At 71.1% G+C, this 18,599-nt stretch carries 19 protein-coding genes; 10 read left to right on the top strand and 9 right to left on the bottom strand.

Annotated elements, in window-relative coordinates; translation table 11 throughout:
• Position 1 precedes the first annotated feature (1 nt).
• The 3 genes from ACPPVT_RS03520 to ACPPVT_RS03510 are packed head-to-tail and all read right to left on the bottom strand — an operon-like array spanning position 2 to position 3,559.
• Positions 2-1,414, bottom strand: a complete 1,413-nt coding sequence (locus ACPPVT_RS03520; protein WP_426565516.1) for a sensor histidine kinase — start codon at positions 1,412-1,414, stop codon at positions 2-4.
• 22 nt (positions 1,415-1,436) lie between these two features.
• Positions 1,437-2,516, bottom strand: a complete 1,080-nt coding sequence (locus ACPPVT_RS03515) for a glycosyltransferase family 4 protein (protein ID WP_426565514.1) — start codon at positions 2,514-2,516, stop codon at positions 1,437-1,439.
• Positions 2,513-3,559 carry a lysylphosphatidylglycerol synthase transmembrane domain-containing protein gene (locus ACPPVT_RS03510; RefSeq protein ID WP_426565512.1) on the bottom strand — a complete coding sequence of 349 codons (1,047 nt, stop codon included), beginning with the start codon at positions 3,557-3,559 and terminating at the stop codon, positions 2,513-2,515. The genes ACPPVT_RS03515 and ACPPVT_RS03510 overlap by 4 nt, the downstream gene beginning before the upstream one ends.
• Positions 3,560-3,654: 95 nt before the next feature.
• Here ACPPVT_RS03510 and ACPPVT_RS03505 point away from each other — a divergent pair, with 95 nt between their 5' ends.
• On the top strand, positions 3,655-4,455 hold the full coding sequence (locus tag ACPPVT_RS03505; protein WP_426565510.1) for a PIG-L deacetylase family protein: 801 nt from the start codon (positions 3,655-3,657) through the stop codon (positions 4,453-4,455).
• Positions 4,456-4,463: 8 nt separating this feature from the next.
• On the opposite strand, the gene ACPPVT_RS03500 is transcribed toward ACPPVT_RS03505, so the two are convergent.
• Positions 4,464-5,336 carry a hypothetical protein gene (locus ACPPVT_RS03500; protein ID WP_426565508.1) on the bottom strand — a complete coding sequence of 291 codons (873 nt, stop codon included), beginning with the start codon at positions 5,334-5,336 and terminating at the stop codon, positions 4,464-4,466.
• A gap of 94 nt (positions 5,337-5,430) precedes the next feature.
• Between ACPPVT_RS03500 and ACPPVT_RS03495 the strand changes: the two genes are divergently transcribed.
• The 5 genes from ACPPVT_RS03495 to ACPPVT_RS03475 all read left to right on the top strand — a co-directional run bounded on the left by ACPPVT_RS03495 (position 5,431) and on the right by ACPPVT_RS03475 (position 10,704).
• Positions 5,431-6,837 carry an FAD-binding protein gene (locus tag ACPPVT_RS03495; protein WP_426565506.1) on the top strand — a complete coding sequence of 469 codons (1,407 nt, stop codon included), beginning with the start codon at positions 5,431-5,433 and terminating at the stop codon, positions 6,835-6,837.
• 1 nt (position 6,838) lies between these two features.
• Positions 6,839-7,591, top strand: coding sequence for an SDR family NAD(P)-dependent oxidoreductase (locus ACPPVT_RS03490; RefSeq protein WP_426565504.1), 753 nt, complete (start codon positions 6,839-6,841; stop codon positions 7,589-7,591).
• Between the two features lie 42 nt (positions 7,592-7,633).
• Complete coding sequence (locus ACPPVT_RS03485) at positions 7,634-8,824, top strand: hypothetical protein (protein WP_426565502.1); 1,191 nt, start codon at positions 7,634-7,636, stop codon at positions 8,822-8,824.
• Between the two features lie 46 nt (positions 8,825-8,870).
• Positions 8,871-9,746, top strand: a complete 876-nt coding sequence (locus ACPPVT_RS03480) for a decaprenyl-phosphate phosphoribosyltransferase (protein ID WP_426565500.1) — start codon at positions 8,871-8,873, stop codon at positions 9,744-9,746.
• A gap of 82 nt (positions 9,747-9,828) precedes the next feature.
• The gene (locus tag ACPPVT_RS03475) at positions 9,829-10,704 is read left to right on the top strand and encodes a ZIP family metal transporter (protein WP_426565498.1); all 876 of its coding nucleotides are present in this window, start codon (positions 9,829-9,831) and stop codon (positions 10,702-10,704) included.
• Between the two features lie 8 nt (positions 10,705-10,712).
• Here ACPPVT_RS03475 and ACPPVT_RS03470 read toward each other — a convergent pair whose 3' ends face one another.
• Genes ACPPVT_RS03470 through ACPPVT_RS03460 form a run of 3 tightly spaced genes read right to left on the bottom strand, consistent with a single transcriptional unit; the run spans position 10,713 to position 13,971 of the window.
• A complete protein-coding gene (locus tag ACPPVT_RS03470; RefSeq protein WP_426565496.1) occupies positions 10,713-11,912 on the bottom strand; it encodes a cytochrome P450 in 1,200 nt (399 codons plus the stop codon).
• Between the two features lie 8 nt (positions 11,913-11,920).
• Positions 11,921-12,910, bottom strand: a complete 990-nt coding sequence (locus ACPPVT_RS03465; RefSeq protein ID WP_426565494.1) for a DUF2332 domain-containing protein — start codon at positions 12,908-12,910, stop codon at positions 11,921-11,923.
• On the bottom strand, positions 12,907-13,971 hold the full coding sequence (locus tag ACPPVT_RS03460) for a hypothetical protein (protein WP_426565492.1): 1,065 nt from the start codon (positions 13,969-13,971) through the stop codon (positions 12,907-12,909). The genes ACPPVT_RS03465 and ACPPVT_RS03460 overlap by 4 nt, the downstream gene beginning before the upstream one ends.
• 294 nt (positions 13,972-14,265) lie before the next feature.
• On the opposite strand from ACPPVT_RS03460, the gene ACPPVT_RS03455 reads away from it, so the two are divergent.
• A complete protein-coding gene (locus ACPPVT_RS03455; RefSeq protein ID WP_426565491.1) occupies positions 14,266-15,129 on the top strand; it encodes an IclR family transcriptional regulator in 864 nt (287 codons plus the stop codon).
• Here the strand turns inward: ACPPVT_RS03455 and ACPPVT_RS03450 are convergent.
• Positions 15,111-15,866: an AfsR/SARP family transcriptional regulator gene (locus tag ACPPVT_RS03450; protein ID WP_426565489.1), complete on the bottom strand. Its 756-nt coding sequence runs from the start codon at positions 15,864-15,866 to the stop codon at positions 15,111-15,113. The two genes, ACPPVT_RS03455 and ACPPVT_RS03450, sit on opposite strands and share 19 nt — an antisense overlap.
• Before the next feature lie 182 nt (positions 15,867-16,048).
• Between ACPPVT_RS03450 and ACPPVT_RS03445 the strand changes: the two genes are divergently transcribed.
• Genes ACPPVT_RS03445 through ACPPVT_RS03435 form a run of 3 tightly spaced genes read left to right on the top strand, consistent with a single transcriptional unit; the run spans position 16,049 to position 18,061 of the window.
• Positions 16,049-16,870 (top strand): hypothetical protein, encoded by an 822-nt coding sequence (locus ACPPVT_RS03445; RefSeq protein ID WP_426565487.1) that lies wholly within the window; start codon positions 16,049-16,051, stop codon positions 16,868-16,870.
• On the top strand, positions 16,870-17,544 hold the full coding sequence (locus ACPPVT_RS03440; RefSeq protein WP_426565485.1) for a hypothetical protein: 675 nt from the start codon (positions 16,870-16,872) through the stop codon (positions 17,542-17,544). Before ACPPVT_RS03445 ends, ACPPVT_RS03440 begins: the two co-directional genes overlap by 1 nt.
• Before the next feature lie 40 nt (positions 17,545-17,584).
• Positions 17,585-18,061 carry a hypothetical protein gene (locus ACPPVT_RS03435; RefSeq protein WP_426565483.1) on the top strand — a complete coding sequence of 159 codons (477 nt, stop codon included), beginning with the start codon at positions 17,585-17,587 and terminating at the stop codon, positions 18,059-18,061.
• A 316-nt stretch (positions 18,062-18,377) separates the two neighbouring features.
• Here the strand turns inward: ACPPVT_RS03435 and ACPPVT_RS03430 are convergent, their stop codons facing one another.
• Positions 18,378-18,554 (bottom strand): hypothetical protein, encoded by a 177-nt coding sequence (locus ACPPVT_RS03430; protein WP_426565481.1) that lies wholly within the window; start codon positions 18,552-18,554, stop codon positions 18,378-18,380.
• Positions 18,555-18,599 lie beyond the last annotated feature (45 nt).

Raw genomic sequence — 18,599 nt, 5'->3', positions numbered from 1 at the left:
CTCACTCGGCAGCCGCGGCGGGCCACCTGACCTCGACACGGCAGCCACCGGCGGGCGCGTCGACGATCCGCACCGACCCGCCGTGCGCCAGTACCAGCTCCCGGGCGATGGCCAGGCCGAGTCCCGAGCCGCCGCTGTCTCGGCCACGGCTGTCGTCCAGGCGTACGAAGCGCTCGAAGACGCGCTCGCGCTCCGCAGCTGGGACGCCGGGGCCGTCGTCCTCCACGACCAGCAACGCCCCTGAGCCGTCGGCGCCAGGATCGGCGCCGAGCTGCAGACGAACGGTCGAACGGGCGTGCCGGGCGGCGTTGTCCGTGAGGTTGGTGACGGCCTGGCCGAGTCGACTCGGGTCGCCGACGACGCGGGTGGGACGCACGCTCACCTCGACGGTCAGCGAAGTCACCGCGCGCAACCGCCGGACCTCCCGCTCGACCACGTCATCCAGGTCGACGTCCACCAGCCGCAGCGGGATGGAGTGCTCGTCCGCCTTGGCCAGCAGCAGCAGGTCGGACACCAGCCGGTTCATCCGGGCGATCTCGTTGTCCATCACCGGCGACAGGTGCTGCCACGTCTCACCGGTGGGGTCGAGGCTGGCGAGCTCGACCGACGCGGCGAGGGTGGTCAGCGGGCTGCGAAGCTCGTGGCTGGCGTCCGCGACGAACCTGCGCTGGGTCCGGTGCGCCTCGTCCAGCCGCGACAGCATCTCGTTCATGGTCACCGCCAGCCGGGCGATCTCGTCGTCCGAGGGTGGCACCGGGATGCGTTCGGCCACGTTCGAGCCCCCGATCTCGTTGACCCGACGGCGAATCCGCTCCACCGGCTCGAGCGTGCGACCGACCAGGAACCAGGTCGCGGTCCCGACGAGCAGCAGCAGCAACGGAGCACCGATCACCAGCAGGGTCAAGGCGGTTCGCACCGACTCCTGCTGCGCGCCCAACGGGCTCGCCACGATCACCCGGTAGCTCTGCCCCTCGCTCGCGACGCCACCGACCTCCAGCAGGTACGGGTCGTCCTCGTCCAGGATCGGCACCCGGCTCAGCCGCACCTGCTTGACCTGGCCGTCGACCACCGTCGCCGTGGTCAGCGGGTTCGTGCTCGCCCGAACGCTGGACGACGCGACGACGCGACCGGCCGAGTCCACGACCTGGGTGACCAGCCCGGTCCGGGTGCGCGAGGCGAGGTCTTCGTCCAAGCCGGCAAGCCCTTCGTCCCTGACCTGGGCAATCACCTCAGCGGCTCGGGCCGCAGCCGTCGACTGCACGCTGGAGATCAGCGCCCGCTGCAGGATCAGGATGAACGCCGACGCGCCGACGAGCAGGGCGACGGCCACCACGAGGACCGCGACGGCCGTGGACCGGCCACGGACACCGCGCAGGGCCGGGCGCCGGACCTTCTTGCCCGGCTCGCTGGTCATCGGCATGGACCGTGAACCCCGCTCACTCGACGTGCGCGACAGGCTGGCGACGACCAGCCTCGCACGCGCCGGCGAGCTCGTACACGTCAGCGCAGCGGCGGATCACCGTCGCCCAGGCCTGGTCGACGACCGGACGCCGGGCGCCCCGCGCCAACCCCGCCAGCCGCGAACCCTCGCCGAGCAGCTCGACCAGCCGGTCGGCCATCGCGTGGTCGTCCTGGACCAGCTCGCCGTCCATTCCGTGCTCGACGAACTCGCACACCCCGGCGCCGCGCATGGCCAGCACCGGCACGCCCGCGCACCGCGCCTCAAGGGCTGCGATGCCGAACGACTCCAGGACCGCAGGCGCGACGTAGAGACCAGTCTGACGCATCAGCGCCTCGACCTCGCTGCGATCCAGCCGACCAGGGAGCGAGACCCGGTGCTCGAGGCCGTGCCGGCGGATGGACCGCGCCACCGCGTCCCGCTGTGGTCCGTCGCCGGCGATGACCGCCCGCCACCGCGCGCCGATGCCGAGCTCTCGCTCCACCTGCCCGAGCACCTCGACGTATGGCAGGGGCCGCTTGCGAGATGCCAGCCGCATCACGGACGACACCGTCGTCACCGCGCCGCCGGTGGCCGCGGGACCCCAGGCCTGCGGGTCGACACCGTTGTGCAGCACGTGGACCGGGACGTCGGCGGCCAGTCGCAGCGCGGACGCGCACACCCCGCTGACCGCCGTCCACACCGCTCCGGCTCCGACAGACCTCGCCACGACCCGCAGTCCGGCCGCGACCGGGCCCACGGTCGGCACCATGGAATGCATCGTGACGACGACCGGCAGCCCGGCTCTGGTGGCCGCGCGGGCGAACGTCCAGGACAGTGGTGACAGGACCGAGCTGTGGCAGTGCACCAGGTCGGGGGACAGCTCCCTCAGCAGCGCGCTCGGGCGCAGGCGGTCCGCACCCAGGCGACGGGTGCCCGGCTCGGGAGGTCCCTGCGTCCGGGTCGCCACCCAGACCTCGTCACCGCGGACCCGTTGCTGCACAGCCAGATCGTGCACCTGGCGCTCCACGCCACCGAGCCGGGGAAGGTACCCGTCCGAGACGTGCAGGACCCTCACGTCGCGACCCGAGCCGGCCGAGCGGCGCGGCGCAACCGCCAGCCCCAGGACGCGGCCACGGTGAATCCGACCGGGATCTCCAGCAGGAAGGTGAACAGCCGGTACAGCAGTGCGGCAGCCACCGCGTCGACGGGCGAGGCACCGCCCAGCACCAGGCAGCTCGTGATGCCGAGCTCGGCGACCCCGGCGCCGCCGGGGGTCAGCGGCACCGCGGTCAGCAGCCGCTCGACAGCGACCGTCGCCACGACCAGCCGCCAAGGCTGAGCCGTGCCCACGGCGCGCACGCAGAGGTCGAGCAGCAGCGCGAGCAGCAGGAAGTACAGCACCATGGCGAGACTCAGCGCACGCCAGCTGCGACGCACCACGTCCAGCACCAACCGGCGCAGCCGCAGGATCGCCAGAGCCCAGTGCCAGCGCCGGTCCACCCCGGGGCGTCCCACCGCGGACGCCGCTCGCCCCCAGACCAGGGCTCCGACGGCCGCCGTCCGGGCCGCGGTGCGGGACCGGGCCAAGCCCAGCAGCGGCATGCCGAAGACGCTCAGGCTCGCCACCAGCACCGCCCAGCCACTGGCCGCCCGAGCCACACCCGGGAACGACCCGAGCATCCAGACCAGGCCGAAGGTCCCGACCAGAACCCGGGCGAGCACGTTCCACACCGTGCTGACGGTCAGGAACGCGCTCAGCGGCAGGGCCGCGAAACCCCAGGACCGCACCATCCGCGCGGTCAGCGCCACGCTGACCGCACCTCCGAGCGGCAGCGTGTTGGCCACCGCGCTGCCGGCGAGGTTGAGGCTGACCGCGCGCCGGGTCGACAGGCCGGGCAGCGAGCGGGTCAGCACCAGGCTGTGTGCGAACAGCCCCGCGGCCCAGACGACCACCAGGACCGGCACCCAGCCGAGGTGGACGGCCGTGGCGACGTCGCCCACCGCCGTCCAGGTGGAGCCGGCCAGTCGAGGGACGGCCAACAACAGGACCGACGACGCGAGCGCCAACGACAGCGCGGGCAACCAGCGCAGCGCTCGCGGTGGCGGGTGCGGCTTCACCGGGCAATCGTCGATCGAGCTCGCTGAGCACCACCTGAGAGCGAAGCCACGCGTCGGCGTTCGGCGCGAACCCCGACGCTGGCATGCTCCGAAGCATGCGGCGACGGACGATCGTGTCGTTCCACGCCCACCCGGACGACGAGGCGCTGCTCACCGGCGGCACCCTGGCCCGGGCTGCGGCGGCGGGTCATCGCGTCGTCCTGGTGGTCGCTACGGACGGTGAGGCCGGGCTCGCATCGGACGCACAACTTACGACGGACCTGGGCGAGCTGCGTCGCCGCGAGCTCGACCGGGCGGCCGCTGCGCTCGGCTGCGCGAGAGTCGTACGGCTGGGACTGCCCGACTCGGGGTGGCGGGACAGCACGCGGGCGGACGGCGCGGGCTTCAGCCGGATCGACCCGGTCGAGGCGGCTGCGGGCCTGGTGGACGTGCTGCGCGAGGAGGAGGCCGACGTGCTGACCACATACGACCCGGCCGGCGGCTACGGGCACCCGGACCACGTCCAGGTGCATCTCGTGGGTGCGGTTGCCGCGGCACGGGCGCGAACCCCGGTGGTCCTCGAGGCAACGCTGCCGCGTGAGCCGCTGCACCGCCTCGTCCGGGTCGCTGCTCGGATCCCTGGGCTGCTCGACGCTGTCGACCCGACGACGTTCGCCGCGGCCTTCACGCCCCGCTCGCGGATCACCCACCGGATCGACGTCCGAGGACACCTGGCGGCCAAGCGTGCGGCCCTGGGGGCGCACGCCAGCCAGGCGTCCTCGGACGTCGGACCGCGGACCGTCGCGCTGCTGCTGCGACTGCCGGAGCCCGCGTTCGCCCTGGTGGCCGGCCGGGAGTGGTTCCTGGACCGACGCCGACCGGGGCTGCGCACGGACGACCTCTTCGACGGGCTCTGACCCGTCGGTCAGCGGACCACCGAGCCGTCCAGCTCGTCGTCCAGCTGGTCGTCGTCCAGCTCGTCGACGTGGCTGTCTACGTCCACCCGCGACACGGTCAGGTACGTCACGACGGCCAGGATCGCCACCAGGAAGATCGCGCTGGTGACGACGGTGCCGAGCCCGAGCCCGCCGTCCGCCCGCGGCTGCGACAGGTAGTCACCCAGGGACGCACCCAGTGGGCGGGTCAGGATGTACGCGATCCAGAAGGACAGCACAGCGCCGAGCCTGAACGCGTAGTGCGCGACCGCGACGAGACCGATGCAGGTGGCGAACAGCACGGCCGAGGCCAGGTAGCCGATCGAGAGTCCTTCTGCGAGAAGGTCTCCGGCGGCGGTGCCCAGCGCGAAGGTGAACAGGATGGCCAGCCAGTAGAAGCCCTCCCGGCGCGGCGTGGTGATCGAGTGGATCGACAGCGTTCGCTCGCTGCGCCACCAGACCAGGAAGGTGATGGCCAGGCAGAAGCTGAAGCCCACGGTCGTCACCTGCAGCGGTACGCCGAGCCCGTCGACCAGGTTGTCGGTGAACAGCGTGCCGACGATGCTGATCAGCACTACCGCCAGCCAGTAGACCGACGGGACGTAGCGGGACGTGCGGAACTGCCAGAACAGAACGGCCGCGAGGGCCACGGACATCAGCGCGGTCGTGATGGTCAGTCCCAGACCGAGGGTCTCCGAGAGGAAGTCGGCGGCGGTCTCACCCACCGTCGTGGCCAGCACCTTGATGATCCAGAACCAGAGGGTGACCTCCGGGACCTTGTTGAGCATGAGTCGGCCGCGCGAGGCGCGGCTGGGCACAGCGGATGGCGGCATGGCGGATGGCGGCGTGGCGGAAGATGTCATGACGGGCGACCGTAGGGGGCCCGACCTGAACGTCGGCTGAGTGGTTCCAGGCGCCCTCAGGTGCCTCTCAGCGGGGCCTACCTAGCGTCTGGGCATGGCTGAGACGCGCAGGTCCCTGTCCGGCTGGGGTCGCGCGGACCGACGGTCGGCCCGAGTACAGGCACCCGGCCCACACGACGACCTGCGGCAGGCACTGCTGTCGCTGCCCGGGCCGGTCACCGTCCGCGGGGCGGGTCGCAGCTACGGCGACGCGGCACTGCCCGAGATGGACGGCGGATCGGTCCTGGACCTGACCCGGCGCGACGCCGTGCTCGACTTCGACCGCCGCACCGGAGTCGTCGTCGTGCAGTCCGGGACCAGCCTCGCCGCCCTGCAGGACCTCGGCCTGCCGCACGGGTGGTCGGTCCCGGTGATGCCGGGCACCGCTGCCGTCACGGTCGGTGGGGCGGTCGCGAGCGACGTCCACGGCAAGAACCAACCCGGCGCGGGCACCTTCGGCCGGCACGTGCAGTGGCTCGACCTGATGTGCGGGGAGGGCGACAGTCGGCGGCTGTCCCCCGAGGGGTCCCGCGAGGACGACCCGGAGGGGTTCTGGGCCACCGTGGGCGGGATGGGTCTGACCGGGGTCATCGACGTCGTGGCCCTGCAGCTCACCCGGGTGGGGTCGGACCTGATGTGGCACCGACGCAGCCGCACCGCCGACCTCGCCTCGACGATGTGGCTGATGGACTCCGTCGCCGGACGCCAGTCCATCGAACCCTTGCTGCACAACGTCGCCTGGATCGATGCCAGCGTCGAGGGTCCGGCCCTGGGCCGCGCCGTGGTCGACACCTATCGGCACGCCGACGCGGGCGACCTGCCGCACCGGCGATCGCTCCGCCAGAACGGCTCGAGCAGGCTCGGCCGCGACGTCCGCGCGTTGCCCGGTGCCGGCGTGGTCAGCCGGCTGTCCGTCCGGGCCGGGGCGGGCGCACACTGGCACACGGCCGGCCGCTCGCGAGAGACGCTGGTCGCCGTCCGCCGTGGGCTGACCCCGATGGACGCCGCGCCCTGGTGGCCCGCAGCTTTCGGCCTCGAGGGGCTGGTGCAGTACCAGCTCGGGCTGCCCCTGACCGGCTCGGACCAGATCGAGGTGATCCTCCGCCTGTTGCTGCGCCTCGGGGTCCCGCCCGCGCTCGCAGTGCTCAAGCGCTTCACCGACGGCGCTCTAGCTCCGCTGGCGTTCGCCGTCGAGGGCTGGAGCCTGGCCCTCGACTTCCCCCGACGCTGGCCGCTGCTGGAGCCGGCGCTGCGCGCCGTCGACGGCATCGTCGCCGACCACGGCGGTCGGGTCTACCTCACCAAGGACTCACGGCTGCCGGCGCACGCGATGTCGCGGATGTACCCGCTGCTCGAGAGCTGGCGAACGGACCGGGACCGGCTCGACCCGAGCAGGCGGATGACGTCCTCGCTGGGCGCCCGGGTCGGCCTGGTCGACTCCGCCCGGCACACGATGGCCTGACGTGCGTCCCGTCCAGCGGCCGATCGCGCTGCGCGCGGACGGCCGCCCACCCGCCGTCCTCCTGGTGGGCGGGTCCTCAGACATAGGCCGCGCTGTACTCGACCGTCTGCTGCCCGCCGAGCCGGCCCACGTGGTGCTGGCTGGACGCCCCTCCCCCCGGCTGACCCAGGCAGCGGCCTGGCTGGCCAGGGTCCACACGGTTGTCGAGGTCGGCTGGAGCGCGACGCACGGACCGGAGCCCTCCGAGCTGCTGCGGAAGGCAGCCAGTGCCTGCGACGGGCGGCTCGACCTCGTCGTCGTCGCCGTCGGGAGCCTCGACGAGTCAGCGCTCGACCGCGCGACTCAGGTCAACTTCCTCGCGCCGGCAGCAGTCGTGCTGGCCGCTGTCCGTCAGCTGGAGCCGTACGGCGGCCGGATCGTGGTGCTCTCCTCCGCCTCCGCGGTCAGGCCGCGACGGTCCCTGTGCATGTACTCCGTGGCGAAGCAGGCGCTGGACTCGTTGTGCCGCATGGTCGACGACGAGAGCCCGCAGCAGGTCCGGGTGCATGTCGTCCGGCCGGGCCACGTCCGTACGGCCATGACAGCCGGCCTGCCAGTCCCGCCATTGGCGAACGAGCCGACGGACGTGGCCGAGGACGTCGCCCGCGGGATAGCCGCCGGCCGCCGGGTGATCTGGTCGCCACCCGTCATGCGATGGGTGATGGCGGCCTTGCGGGTGGCTCCGCGCCGGCTGCTGCCGGACTCGCTGAGGTGAGTTCTCACCGACCTCTCAGGGGGGTCGGACTCTGATGGCCGGGTGAGCATCGACGAGAGGCGCGCCGCAACCCCCGCTCCGGCTGCCCGACGGAGTCGCATTCGCCGCAGGCCCGGCAAGCGGACCCGCGTCGTCCTGACCGTCCTGCTCGTGCTGCTCGTGCTGCCGGCTGTGTCGTACGTGCGGGCGTTGACCTACCCCGGCAACGCGTCCTTCTCCGTGCGCTCCGTGGAGTGGGTCCGCGACCACGGGGGCAGCCCCGTCGTGGACGCCGTCGAGAACTGGTACTACACCCGGAAGGCGCCCAGCGCGGCCGGGGCTCCGCAGGACAGCATCGACCTGTCCACGCCACCACCCGCCGCTGTGCACGCCCGAAGGCATGCGACCTCGTCCCTGCCGCGCGTGCAGCTGCTGGGCTCTACCGCACCGCTCGCCGGCGAAGGCGTCTGGACGTCGGTCGGTGTCGACCACGCGATGTGGCAGACCTGGGTACGTCCGGACCCGAGGCACCTGCCCGTGGTCGCGGCGGCAGTTCTCGTCCCGAAGGGGCGGATGGCCCTGCACCTGGCCGCCGGCACCCGTGAACCGGTGGCCGGGGCGGCATCGCCCGCTCGCGCCGAAGTCCCTGCGGCGCAACGAGACCGGCTGGCCGCGACGTTCAACAGCGGCTTCAAGCTGCGGGACTCCCACGGTGGCTGGCAGCTCGGCAGCACGGCCGCGGTGCGGCTGGTCCCGGGCCGAGCGAGCCTGGTCATCGACCGCAGCGGCGGATGGCGGATCGGCACCTGGGGTCAGCAGGTCAGCATGTCGGCGGACGTGCTCGCGGTCCGGCAGAACCTCGACCTGGTGGTCGACCACGGTCGGCCGGTACCGGGACTGGGGAGCAACGCGGGGGGCCGCTGGGGGACGGCGCACACCCAGTTCCAGTACACGTGGCGCTCCGGTCTGGGGGTGGACCGCCGCGGTGACCTGATCTATGTGGCCGGACGCTCGATGACGCTCGCGACCTTCGCGCAGGCGATGGCGCGGCTCGGTGTCGTGACCGGCATGCAGATGGACATGCACCCGCACATGGTGATCTTCAACCTGGTCAGCCATCGCAGCGGCGGGGACGTCTCGATGACCAGGCTGCTGAGCTCGATGGACGCACCGGCCCGCCGCTACCTCGTCCCCGACCAGCGTGACTTCCTGTACCTGACCGTCATCGGCCGGCCGGTCCCAGGTGCGCCGTGATCGGCGGTCGGCGGTGCTGACGGACAATCTGCATCGCGTGCGGCCGGTGGCGGCCGACCGTCGCACCGCCCGTTCCCTGCTGCGGCTGACCAGACCTGGCCAGTGGCCGAAGAACCTACTCGTCCTGGCGGCACCGCTGGCCGCCGGCGTCATCGACGAACCGGATCAGCTGGTGGCCGCCTCGGCGGCCTGTCTGGCCTTCATCCTGGCCGCCGCCGCCGTGTACGCGGTCAACGACGTCCTCGACGCGGACGACGACCGGCGGCACCCGACGAAACGACACCGTCCGGTCGCCGCCGGCGAGCTCAGGGAGGGAACCGCGCTGCTGCTGGCGGCGGGCTGCGGCGCTGCCTCGGTGGGTGTCTCGGCCGCCCTCGGCTGGCTGATGGCGCTGGTCGTCGTGGCCTACCTGGCCAGCAGCGCGGCGTACGTCCTCGGGGTGAAGCGCGTCCCCGTCCTCGACGTCGTGGCGGTGGCCGTCGGATTCGTGCTGCGCGCTCTCGGCGGAGCCGCCGCGACGCACCTGCCCGTCTCCAGCTGGTTCCTGCTGGTGTCGCTGTTCGGCTCCCTGTTCCTGGTCTGCGCGAAGCGCCGCGCCGAGATCCGGGCGGTGCCGCCCGACACGAGCACCCGCCCCGCCCTGGCGGGCTACAGCAGCGAGTGGTTCACCCAGGTCATCACCTTGTCGCTGACCGGCGCGGTCCTGGCCTACGCGTCGTGGTCGGTGCAGCTGCGAACCGACGCCGTCATGCCGGTGCTGGCCGCCTCGGTGCTGCCACTCCTGGTGGGCCTGCTGAGGTACCTGCTGATGGTCGACCAGTGCGAGGGCGAGCGACCGGAGGACCTGGCCCGCGACCCCCTCATCCTCGGCTGCGTCGGCGTGTGGCTGACGCTGGTGACCGGTGGCCTCTACCTGGCCTGATCCGTCCGTCACGGTGGCTGGTGGAAACGACGTCCCTCGTACTAGGTTAGGCAAGGCTCGCCTAATCGAACGAGGAGATTCCGTGGACCTGCCCCAGACGTTGCTGCTCGGATTCCTGGCCGGGGTGACGATCGTGATCGGCCTGCCGATCGGCCGCCTGCGCACGCCCCGGCCCGCGCTGAAGCTCGTGCTCAACGCGACCGCGGTGGGGATCCTGCTGTTCCTGCTGTGGGACGTCTTCTCGGCTGCCTGGGAGCCGATCGACGTCGCGCTCACCGACGTGCACGAGGCGGGAGCGAGCGTGGCCCCGGCGCTGGGCTACGGCGCCCTGTTCGCCATCGGACTGTCCGTCGGGCTGCTGTCCCTCGTCGCCTACGACCGCTACCTCGAGCGCGCGGCCGGGCGGCCCGTCACGTCGGTTGGGCCGGGCGCGATGTCGGTGGACGAGCAGCGCGGGCTCCGCACGGGGGTCGCCGGCTGGTCGCCCGCCCGTCGGCTGGCGCTGCTGATCGCGGTCGGGATCGGCCTGCACAACTTCGCCGAGGGTCTGGCCATCGGCCAGGCAGCGGCGAGCGACGCCATCGCGCTGGCCACCGTCCTGGTGATCGGCTTCGCCACCCACAACGCGACCGAGGGCTTCGGCATCGTCGCCCCGCTCGCCGGTGACCTGGACGACGACGGCAACCCGCGCCGTCCCAGCTGGGGCTTCCTGCTGCTGATGGCGCTGATCGGCGGTGGCCCGACTTTCGTGGGTACCGGGATCGGGCACAGCTTCACGTCCGAGGCCGTCAGCGTGGTCTTCCTGTCCCTGGCCGCCGGCTCGATCATCTACGTGATCACGGTGCTGCTCGGGATCGCCGCCAAGGCCAAGCGCCCCGACCTGTTGGCCTACGGCCTGCTGATCGGACTGTTCGCCGGCTTCATCACCGACGCCATCGTGACCGCAGCCGGGATCTGACAGAGCCTTCAAGGGGTTGAGAAGACGACCGGCAAGGACCCGTAGCCACGAATTGTCGATCGGTCGCGGCGAATGGGCACGCCGGCTTTGCCGATCGTGGCGAACCGGGCGAACAGGCTGGCGAACGCGGCCTTCACCTCCGCGGCAGCGAGGGCGGCGCCAAGGCAGAAGTGGCTGCCGCCGCCGTAGGTGATCGGTCGGTTGTCGTGTCGTTGCAGATCGAAGACGTCGGGTTTGGCGAACCGTCGAGGGTCTCGGTTGGCCGCACCCAAGCCGATCAGGACTGCACAGCCGGCTGTGATTTCGGTGCCGGCCACGACCGAGTCACAGTGAGCCCTGCGGCTGGTCAGCTGCACCGGCAGGTCGTAGCGCATGGCCTCGGTAATGAAGTCGTCCACCAGTTCCGGTTGCTCATGAAGTCGGGTCCAGAGCTCAGGGCGTTCTAGCAGTACCGCGACGCCGTTGCTGAGCAGGTTTCCGGTGCTCTCGGTCGCCAGCATCAGAGCGATCAGGTTCCCGATCAGCTCGTCCCGGCCTAGCCGGCAATCGGTGGCATGCCTGGACAGCACAGCTTGACTGATGAGGTCGCCTTGTGGCTCCCGGTGTCGATTCTCGATGAGCTCGGCGAGGTAGGCCATCAACTCGCTGGCCGCGTCGTCGGCGGTCTTGAGGTCCCTCCGGCCGGCCTGCGGGTCAAGGACTGCGGTCAACTCGCCGACTCGCGGCCGCAACCAGCCACAATCTGCCACGGGTAGTCCCAGGAGCTCACTCAAGATCGTGAGCGGATAGGGCAGAGCGAACTCGGCGCTGAAGTCGACCACTCCGTCCCCGGCGGCTGAGCGGAGCATCAGATCAAGCTGAGCTTCAGCCAGGTGGGCTATTCGGGGTTGCAGTTCCAGGATCCGGCGCGCGCTGAAGGGGCCGTTCACCATCCCGCGCACACGCTCGTGGTCCGGTGAGTTGGTGAACAGGAGCGAGTTCTTCACCGCCAGCAATGAGGAGTGTGCCCGCCAGTCGAGTGAAACCCTGTCCTGGTAGGCAGCCTCCTCGACCAGAAAGTTGGCGTCACGGATCAGCTTATTCACTTCATGAAACCCAATCGCGATGAATGCCCCTGGGGCAAGCTGAAGGACCGGGCCACGCTCGTGCAACGCGCGGTAGTACGGATAGGGATCCTCGCGCCCCTCTGGCGTGAACAGGCCGGCCACGATCGAGGCTACGTCCACGATGACTCGTCCCTTCCAGAGCCGTACACCCGCAGCCCGAGACGCGGCTCGCCGGGCAGCTCGAAGGGTTCGAACTCCACGACAGCCAGCGGCATCCGGCGTCCAGCGGCGAGCATCAGCTCGTGGATCGCCCGCTGCTGCGACCGAGGCAGAAACCCCCAGAACAGGCTGTGCCACACCACGGTCAGGACGTCGCGACGAGGCTCGGCGAGCCGTTCGGCCAACCACTCCAGAGCAGGGGCGCGATCGACCCGCACGTCGATGCGCGCTGCCAGCTCGATCGCCTCGCGAAGCTGCAGGTCCGCCAGCTCGTGGTCGAAGGGCACGAAGGAGCGCAGCACGAGGACGTCGTCCGGATCTCGCACGTCGAGCGGGCGCAGGTCGCAACCGGCCCGTTCCACGATGGTCAGCTCGCCGGGGAATCGGTCGCCGGCGGGCAGCCGCACGGGCGAGTCCGGATTCCCCCAGGTCCAGCTCCGGCCGACCCACTGGTAGTGGTCCACCAGCAGCGACAGACCCGCACAGGCACCCAGCTCAAGCAACCGGACCCGCGGCGCGCCGAGCATCGCCAACCCCTCCACGAGTGCCGCCGCCCGACCCGGGTCGTGCTGCTGCACCGGCCGGTCGAGTGCCTGGCGGACCACGTCCAGGTTCGCCAGCATGTCCCGATGCCAGAGCTGCCACGCCCGTTCGACGTAGGCGGGGTCGGTGCCTTCGGACAGGTAGTTGCCGAGGTGCGCCGCCAGCTCCGGGGCACGACCCGTGAGCATCAACAGGTGCGCGCAGCCGAGGGCGCGGGAGCAGAACAGAGGGACGTTGAGCTCGGGGTGGGCGTTCAGCACCCGGCCGAGGGGGCCGTCGCCGTCCAGCTCATCGAGCAGGTTGAGCAGCATCTGACCGGACACGGGCGAACTCGACATCATGCCCTGCGCGAGCTCGGCGGTCGCCGTCCGGCTGCGTTCGGACAGCGCAGGACTCATGTCGGCACCTGCTCGTCAGCGGGCAGGGCGGCCGCGACCGTGGAACGAACGAGCAGGTTCGCCAGGTCCTGGTCGTCGCCGGGCGAGCTCAGGTCATCGACCAGGCTCAGCGCCTGGCGCCCCATCACGCGAACCCTGCGGGTGAAGTCGGCCGACACCGCGGGCTCGGCCATCAGGGCGCGGAGCCGCTGCGCGGCGGCCGCGTCCCGCATCGCGTCCTGACGCAGGGCGAGCACCACGGGCCGCTGCGCGGAGTCGACGGCCTCGACCAGGTGGGCCAGCCGCAGCGTCCAGGTGCCATGGCGCAGGTCGGCCGGGTCGGCGGACCGGGTGTCGGCTTCGTCGTTGGCCAGCTGACGCAGCACACCGAACAGCCCACCGAGCGTGCGCCAGGCCCGGACCCTGCGCCGGTCGAGGCCACCGGCCAGCGCCGTGATGGCCAGGTCGCGGCCGTACGGCGCACCGGTCTTGCCGTGGTATACGCGGATCACCGAGCCCCACGAGGACTCGGCCTGCGCTGTCACATCAAGGAGCTCGGCCTGCGCACAGTGCATCGACGTCGAGGCCAGCTCGGCGAGCCATCCGTCGCGGGTCCGACGGTCGGGGGCCATCCTCACCAGGACCTGGTACGGCAACCAGGTGAGGCACGAGACCCCGGCGAGCATCGCCTGCGCGCTGCGCAGGCCATAGACGTCGGGCGCGAAGTCCTCGTCGGCCAGGTCGTCCAGCGTCTCAGCGCCGGCCCACCAGATGGCGGAGGTGACCATCGCGGCCTCGCTGCACGACCCGGACAGCCCGGCGGCGCGGGCCAGGACCACGGCGAGGAAACGGGCGGGTGGAACCCTGGTGCGATGCACGGCACACAACCGGGTCGCCGCCGCCAGCAGGTCAGGGAACTCGGCACAGACGAACGGGAGAAGGCGGTCCACGGCGATCTCGGCCGCCACCCGGGCGTCCGCCAGTGACGGGGGCCACGGGGCCGGGCTGCCTGCTGACGAGTCCGGCGGGCCGGCGGCAACTGTGCCATCGGCCCGCCGGACGACCCGATGGCCGTTCAGCACAACCCTCCCCAGTCCATCCTTGGCTCGATGAGCTGGTCGAGCTCGTCCTTCGGGGCGTCCTGGCCGAGGTCGGTCTCCCACGCGCCGGACAGGGTCTGCTCTGCACTCATGACTGCGTCCATGGCTCTTTCCTTTCGACTGCCGGTAGCACCGCGTCCACCGGGATGTGATCAATGTCACCCCGCGCAGCCACGGCGATCAATTGCCCTGGAACGGATGTGGAACACCGGTCGGCCGGTTGCGTCGACAATGAACCGCGGCGCGTTGCCGCTCGTCTTTGAGTGCACCTGGGGGGTGACTGCGAGCAGGCTGGAGGCCGGTATGGACCTCGACTACGAACGTCGGGCAGCCGGGATCACCTCGAGGCCGGTGCCACGGCAGCGTGCTCCGGAGTTCCGGGTCGACCGCGCGCTCGCGATCCGCGCCGTGCTGGCGCGCCAGCCGTCGGCGATGTCGCTGTCCGCGATCTCTCGCCGTCTCGGCTACCCGAAGTCGACGACCCACCGCACGCTGGCGGCACTCGTCGCGGCCGGTGCCATCGACCGGGAGGGCCAGCTCTACCGGCTGAGCGAGCTCGCCATGGCAGACCCGGCGACGGCGCCGGAGTGGCCGCACGCCGAGGTCCGCAGAGCACTGGCCGCCGAGGTGGGCGAGATCTTCGCCCGGACCCGACTGACCGCCAGCGCGGCCGTGCTCGACGAGGACCAGGTCTGCTACGCCTACCGGATCCACGGCTGCGAGACGGACTGGATGCCGTCAGACCAGACGGGCCGAGCGCCGGTGCTGGGGACCGCCTCGGGCTCGGCACTGCTGGCCTGGAATGCCGAGGCGGCCGAGCGGGCGGCCGTCGTGGCGGGGCTCCGGCCCGGGGAGCGCGCGACCTTGCACGAGCATCTGCGCCAGGTACGCCATGCTGGCGTCGCGGTGCAGGTGCAACGACACCAGGCCATTCTGTGCGTCGCAGCGCCGGTGCTCGACGTCCGCGGCCTGGCTTGGGCTGCCGTGGTCGTGCGCGCCCACCGCACTCGGAGCGACCTGCCGATGATGGTGCAGGCTGTGCGCGCGGCCGGCCGGGCCGCCTCGGGGACAGTCCAAGGGGTTGGGCGGATCCGTGTGGACCAGTTGGAAGCACTTGTCGCTCACGGCCGACCTCGATGAGCCGTGCGCCGCACCAGGCCGTCGACCGAGGGAGCGCCGAGGGGGTACAGCCCCCGGATGACCGCGACCATGTCGGGCCCAGGTTGAACGCCTAGCTCGTGCTCGAGTGCCCGCTGGAACCGGTGGTAGCGACGCAGCGCGTTGCTGGGGTCACCGCGCCGGGCGTGGATCTCGATGATCAGCCGGTTCGCGCTCTCCGACCACGGCTCCGCCTGCACAGCCAGCAAGGCGTACGGCATCGCCTCGCCCGGTCGTCCGGCGGCGATGAGCGACTCCGCCGCGCTCTGCAAGGCCTGAGTGCTGAGCAGCCGCAACCGCTCCCGCGCGTTGATCAGCCATTCCTCGTCCCAGCCCGGCAGGAGCTCCTTGCCGATGGAGTCGGGTGGGCCGGCGCTGGCCGCGCAGGCCCCGTAGATGGTCTCGTTGGCCCACCCCATGGCGTCGTTGAGGTCGACGGCGACGTCCTCTCGGACCCCTAGCACGTCCCCGGTGACCACGATGTACCCGTCGTCGATGGACGTCATCCGAGACAGCGCAGAGCGCAGGTTCGCCGAGGCGCGGGTCCCATCCGCGTCGGGCCACAACGTTGCGGCGGCGTGGGATCGGGCGAGTGGTCCGACCAACGCGGTGAGGGCCAGCAGCCGCTCCACGCTGTGCGGCACGACCAGGAGACGGTCGTTCACCCGCGCCCGGAAAGGCCCGAGCAGCCGAAGCTGTCGTTCGGAATCCTCCCCCATGTCGCGAGCCTAGACAGAACGTGGCGAAACGGTCAGGCCCCGCGAACGCACTGGTGACGGACGGCCGACGGGGGACTCACGCCGCCTTGACGGCGACCCGACGGCGCGCTGCGGACGACCGGATTCAGTGGCCGCTTCGACCTGGCTCACCTCGGTCCAGGCGCAAACCAAGGAGCACGAAGATGACCACCCACCAAACCCGTCGTACCGCGGAGCAGACCGCAGCCCTCATCTCCCGGCTGCCGGCCCTGATGCCGCCGCCCATTCCGCGGCTGCCCGAGGGGATCGCCGTCGGAGACACCCCGCCGCTGCCGACGACCACCCCGAGCGGAGCGGTCGTCGGCGGCTCGCTGGTCTCGTTCACCGCTGAGCTCGACGCCGCCCACGCGACGGACCTGAGCTATGCCCTCGGTTTCTGCCAGCTGCAGGTGACGCAGAACCAGGGCGTGGACCCGACCGCCGACCCGATCGGCTACTACCACGCCGTGACCACGATGCTGACCAACATCGGTTTCGTGACCCAGGGCGTGAACTTCTCCACCTTCAACACCGAGACGAAGACCGTCGAGCTGGACCAGGTGGTCGTGCAGGTGCTGCAGGGGCTGCTGACCGGTGACGAGCTGCTCACGGCCGTCGCGACACTCAATGCGCTGAAGGAGGACGCCGACGACAACGGCGCGCCGTGGGCGATCTGGAGCAGCCACTCGCAGAGCTCGGGCAACGGCACGTTCAGCGTGGGCGCCGCCAGCCAGACCAAGGGCCCGGACGGCGCGCCACACGTCGCGATGGACATCAGCGGCTTCAAGATGACCGGCACCGAGACAAGCGACCGGTTCCTTTGGGCCACCTACAACACGACGTCGCTGAACATCGACTACGGCAAGACCACGATGACGTTCAACGACGACCTGTGGAGCAGCCCCGGGGTCGGGGACGCCATCTCGGCGGCCATGAAGAAGCACTCGGCCGGCTACATCGCGGGGCTGCCCCCGCTGAAGCTCTGATGGCCGCCGGCTACGTGCTGGACGGGGCGCTGCTGATCACGGCGGAGGCGCCCGGCTCGCCCTCCCAGGCCGCGGCGGCGACCGTCGACTGCCTGCTGCTGGCCCAGCGCGAACCACCGACCGTCGCCGACCTGCCCGGATGGTTCAGCAGCTGCACCAAGGTGCTGACCGAGCTCGGATGGGTGGAGTCGGCAGCGAGCACGCGGTCGGCGACATTGGCGCCGGCGCACTGGTTCGGCGGCCGGACGGCGGTGCCGTGGGGGAAGATCCGCGACCTTGCCGTGCTGAGCCTGCCTGCGGCCGAGAGGTCCGCAGCCAGCACCGGGCTGGACGCGTTGGTCCGGGGGCTGTCCGGTCTATCGGCGCAGAACGCTGCTCGGTGGCGGTCCCGGACGGTGCTCGGCGAATCGGCGATCGTGCTGCTCGCCGTCCAGGCGCAGTCAGCGGCAGAGACCAGCCTGTGGGTCGCCGGCTGCTCGCTCAGCTACCCGGAACAGCAACCGTCGCAACCCATCTCGGGGTTCCCCGACCACCCGGTGGCCACCCACGGTGCGCAGATCACCACCTGGAACGTGCAGCTGGACATCTCCAACGCGCAGCTGGCCGCCCTCCTTCCACAGCTCGACCCGCTGGTCGCACCGGTTCGTTCGGCGGTCGTCGAACTGACCGTGTGACATCTCAAACCACCTTCCCAGCACCACGAAAGGAATCGACATGGGTATTGCCATCGACTTTCTGATCAAGCACGTACGACCGATCGACGACGGAGTGGACCTGTTGTGCGGCAACGACATGCGCAACGGTCTGCGTCAGCTCGGGGTCGGCGAGCGGGACATCGACGTCCTGTTTCTGCAGTGGGCCACCACCGCGAAGCTGAAGCCTGTGGCGGAGAACGACGCGGACTTCGCGCAGACCGCGTGGACGATCTCTCGGGCCCGTTGGGACGAGCTCTACCCGACGAGCAAGTCGACGATCTGCTTCCTGAACGCTCCGCTGCTCAAGGAGCTGTCCTACGCCAGTGAGCGAAACGCCGGACAGGCGTTCACCTTCGATCCGGCCGAGGCCATCCCGGTCGCGGTGACGATCGAGAAGAACTCCCAGCGCTACTCCATCGTGCGTGGGGCGAGCGGCTTCGAAGCCGCGGCCAACGCCCAGGGCCTCTGCGTGCACTTCGAGAAGCTGATCGCCTGAGGGATTGACCTGCCCATCGGCGTGCCGCGCCCCGGAACCACCTCGGGGCGCGGCGCGCCTGTGTCGCAGACGCAGGCGCAGGCGCAGGCGCAGGATGAACCGGACTGACGCTGAAGCCGTATCGATCGCATGGACCATCCCCATCACCGGTTTGAGGATCGAGCATCCGAGCTTCAGGTGGTCTGCGCGACCTGCGAGGTCGCCGGGCCGCCGTTAGAGGCCGAGGCTGCACGATCCCTGACCAGCCAGCACGACCAGCTGCACCACCGCGGGCGCCCGACGGCGCATGTTGCTGCCGGGTGACCACCGCGCTCACTCAGGGCGCGCGGCGCTGGTCGGGCTTCGACAGCGTGCGCATCGCGAGCGTCCGGCGCCGGTTGCGACGCACCGCAGCGCTCTCGACCGCCATCATCGCCGGCACACCGAGCGCGGCGACCAGCAGGCCACCCAGCACGCCCCCGACGACGGCCAGGCTGCGCTCGGTCCCGTTCATGGTGCCTTTCCCCTCCGATCCGGTACTGCTCAATGGACGAGAGGG

The sequence above is a fragment of the Angustibacter sp. McL0619 genome, assembly GCF_049994355.1.
In the GTDB taxonomy this organism is placed as follows: domain Bacteria; phylum Actinomycetota; class Actinomycetes; order Actinomycetales; family Angustibacteraceae; genus Angustibacter.
The sequence above is the reverse complement of the archived record's forward strand: the minus strand, read 5'-3'. Positions and strand labels throughout refer to the sequence as shown.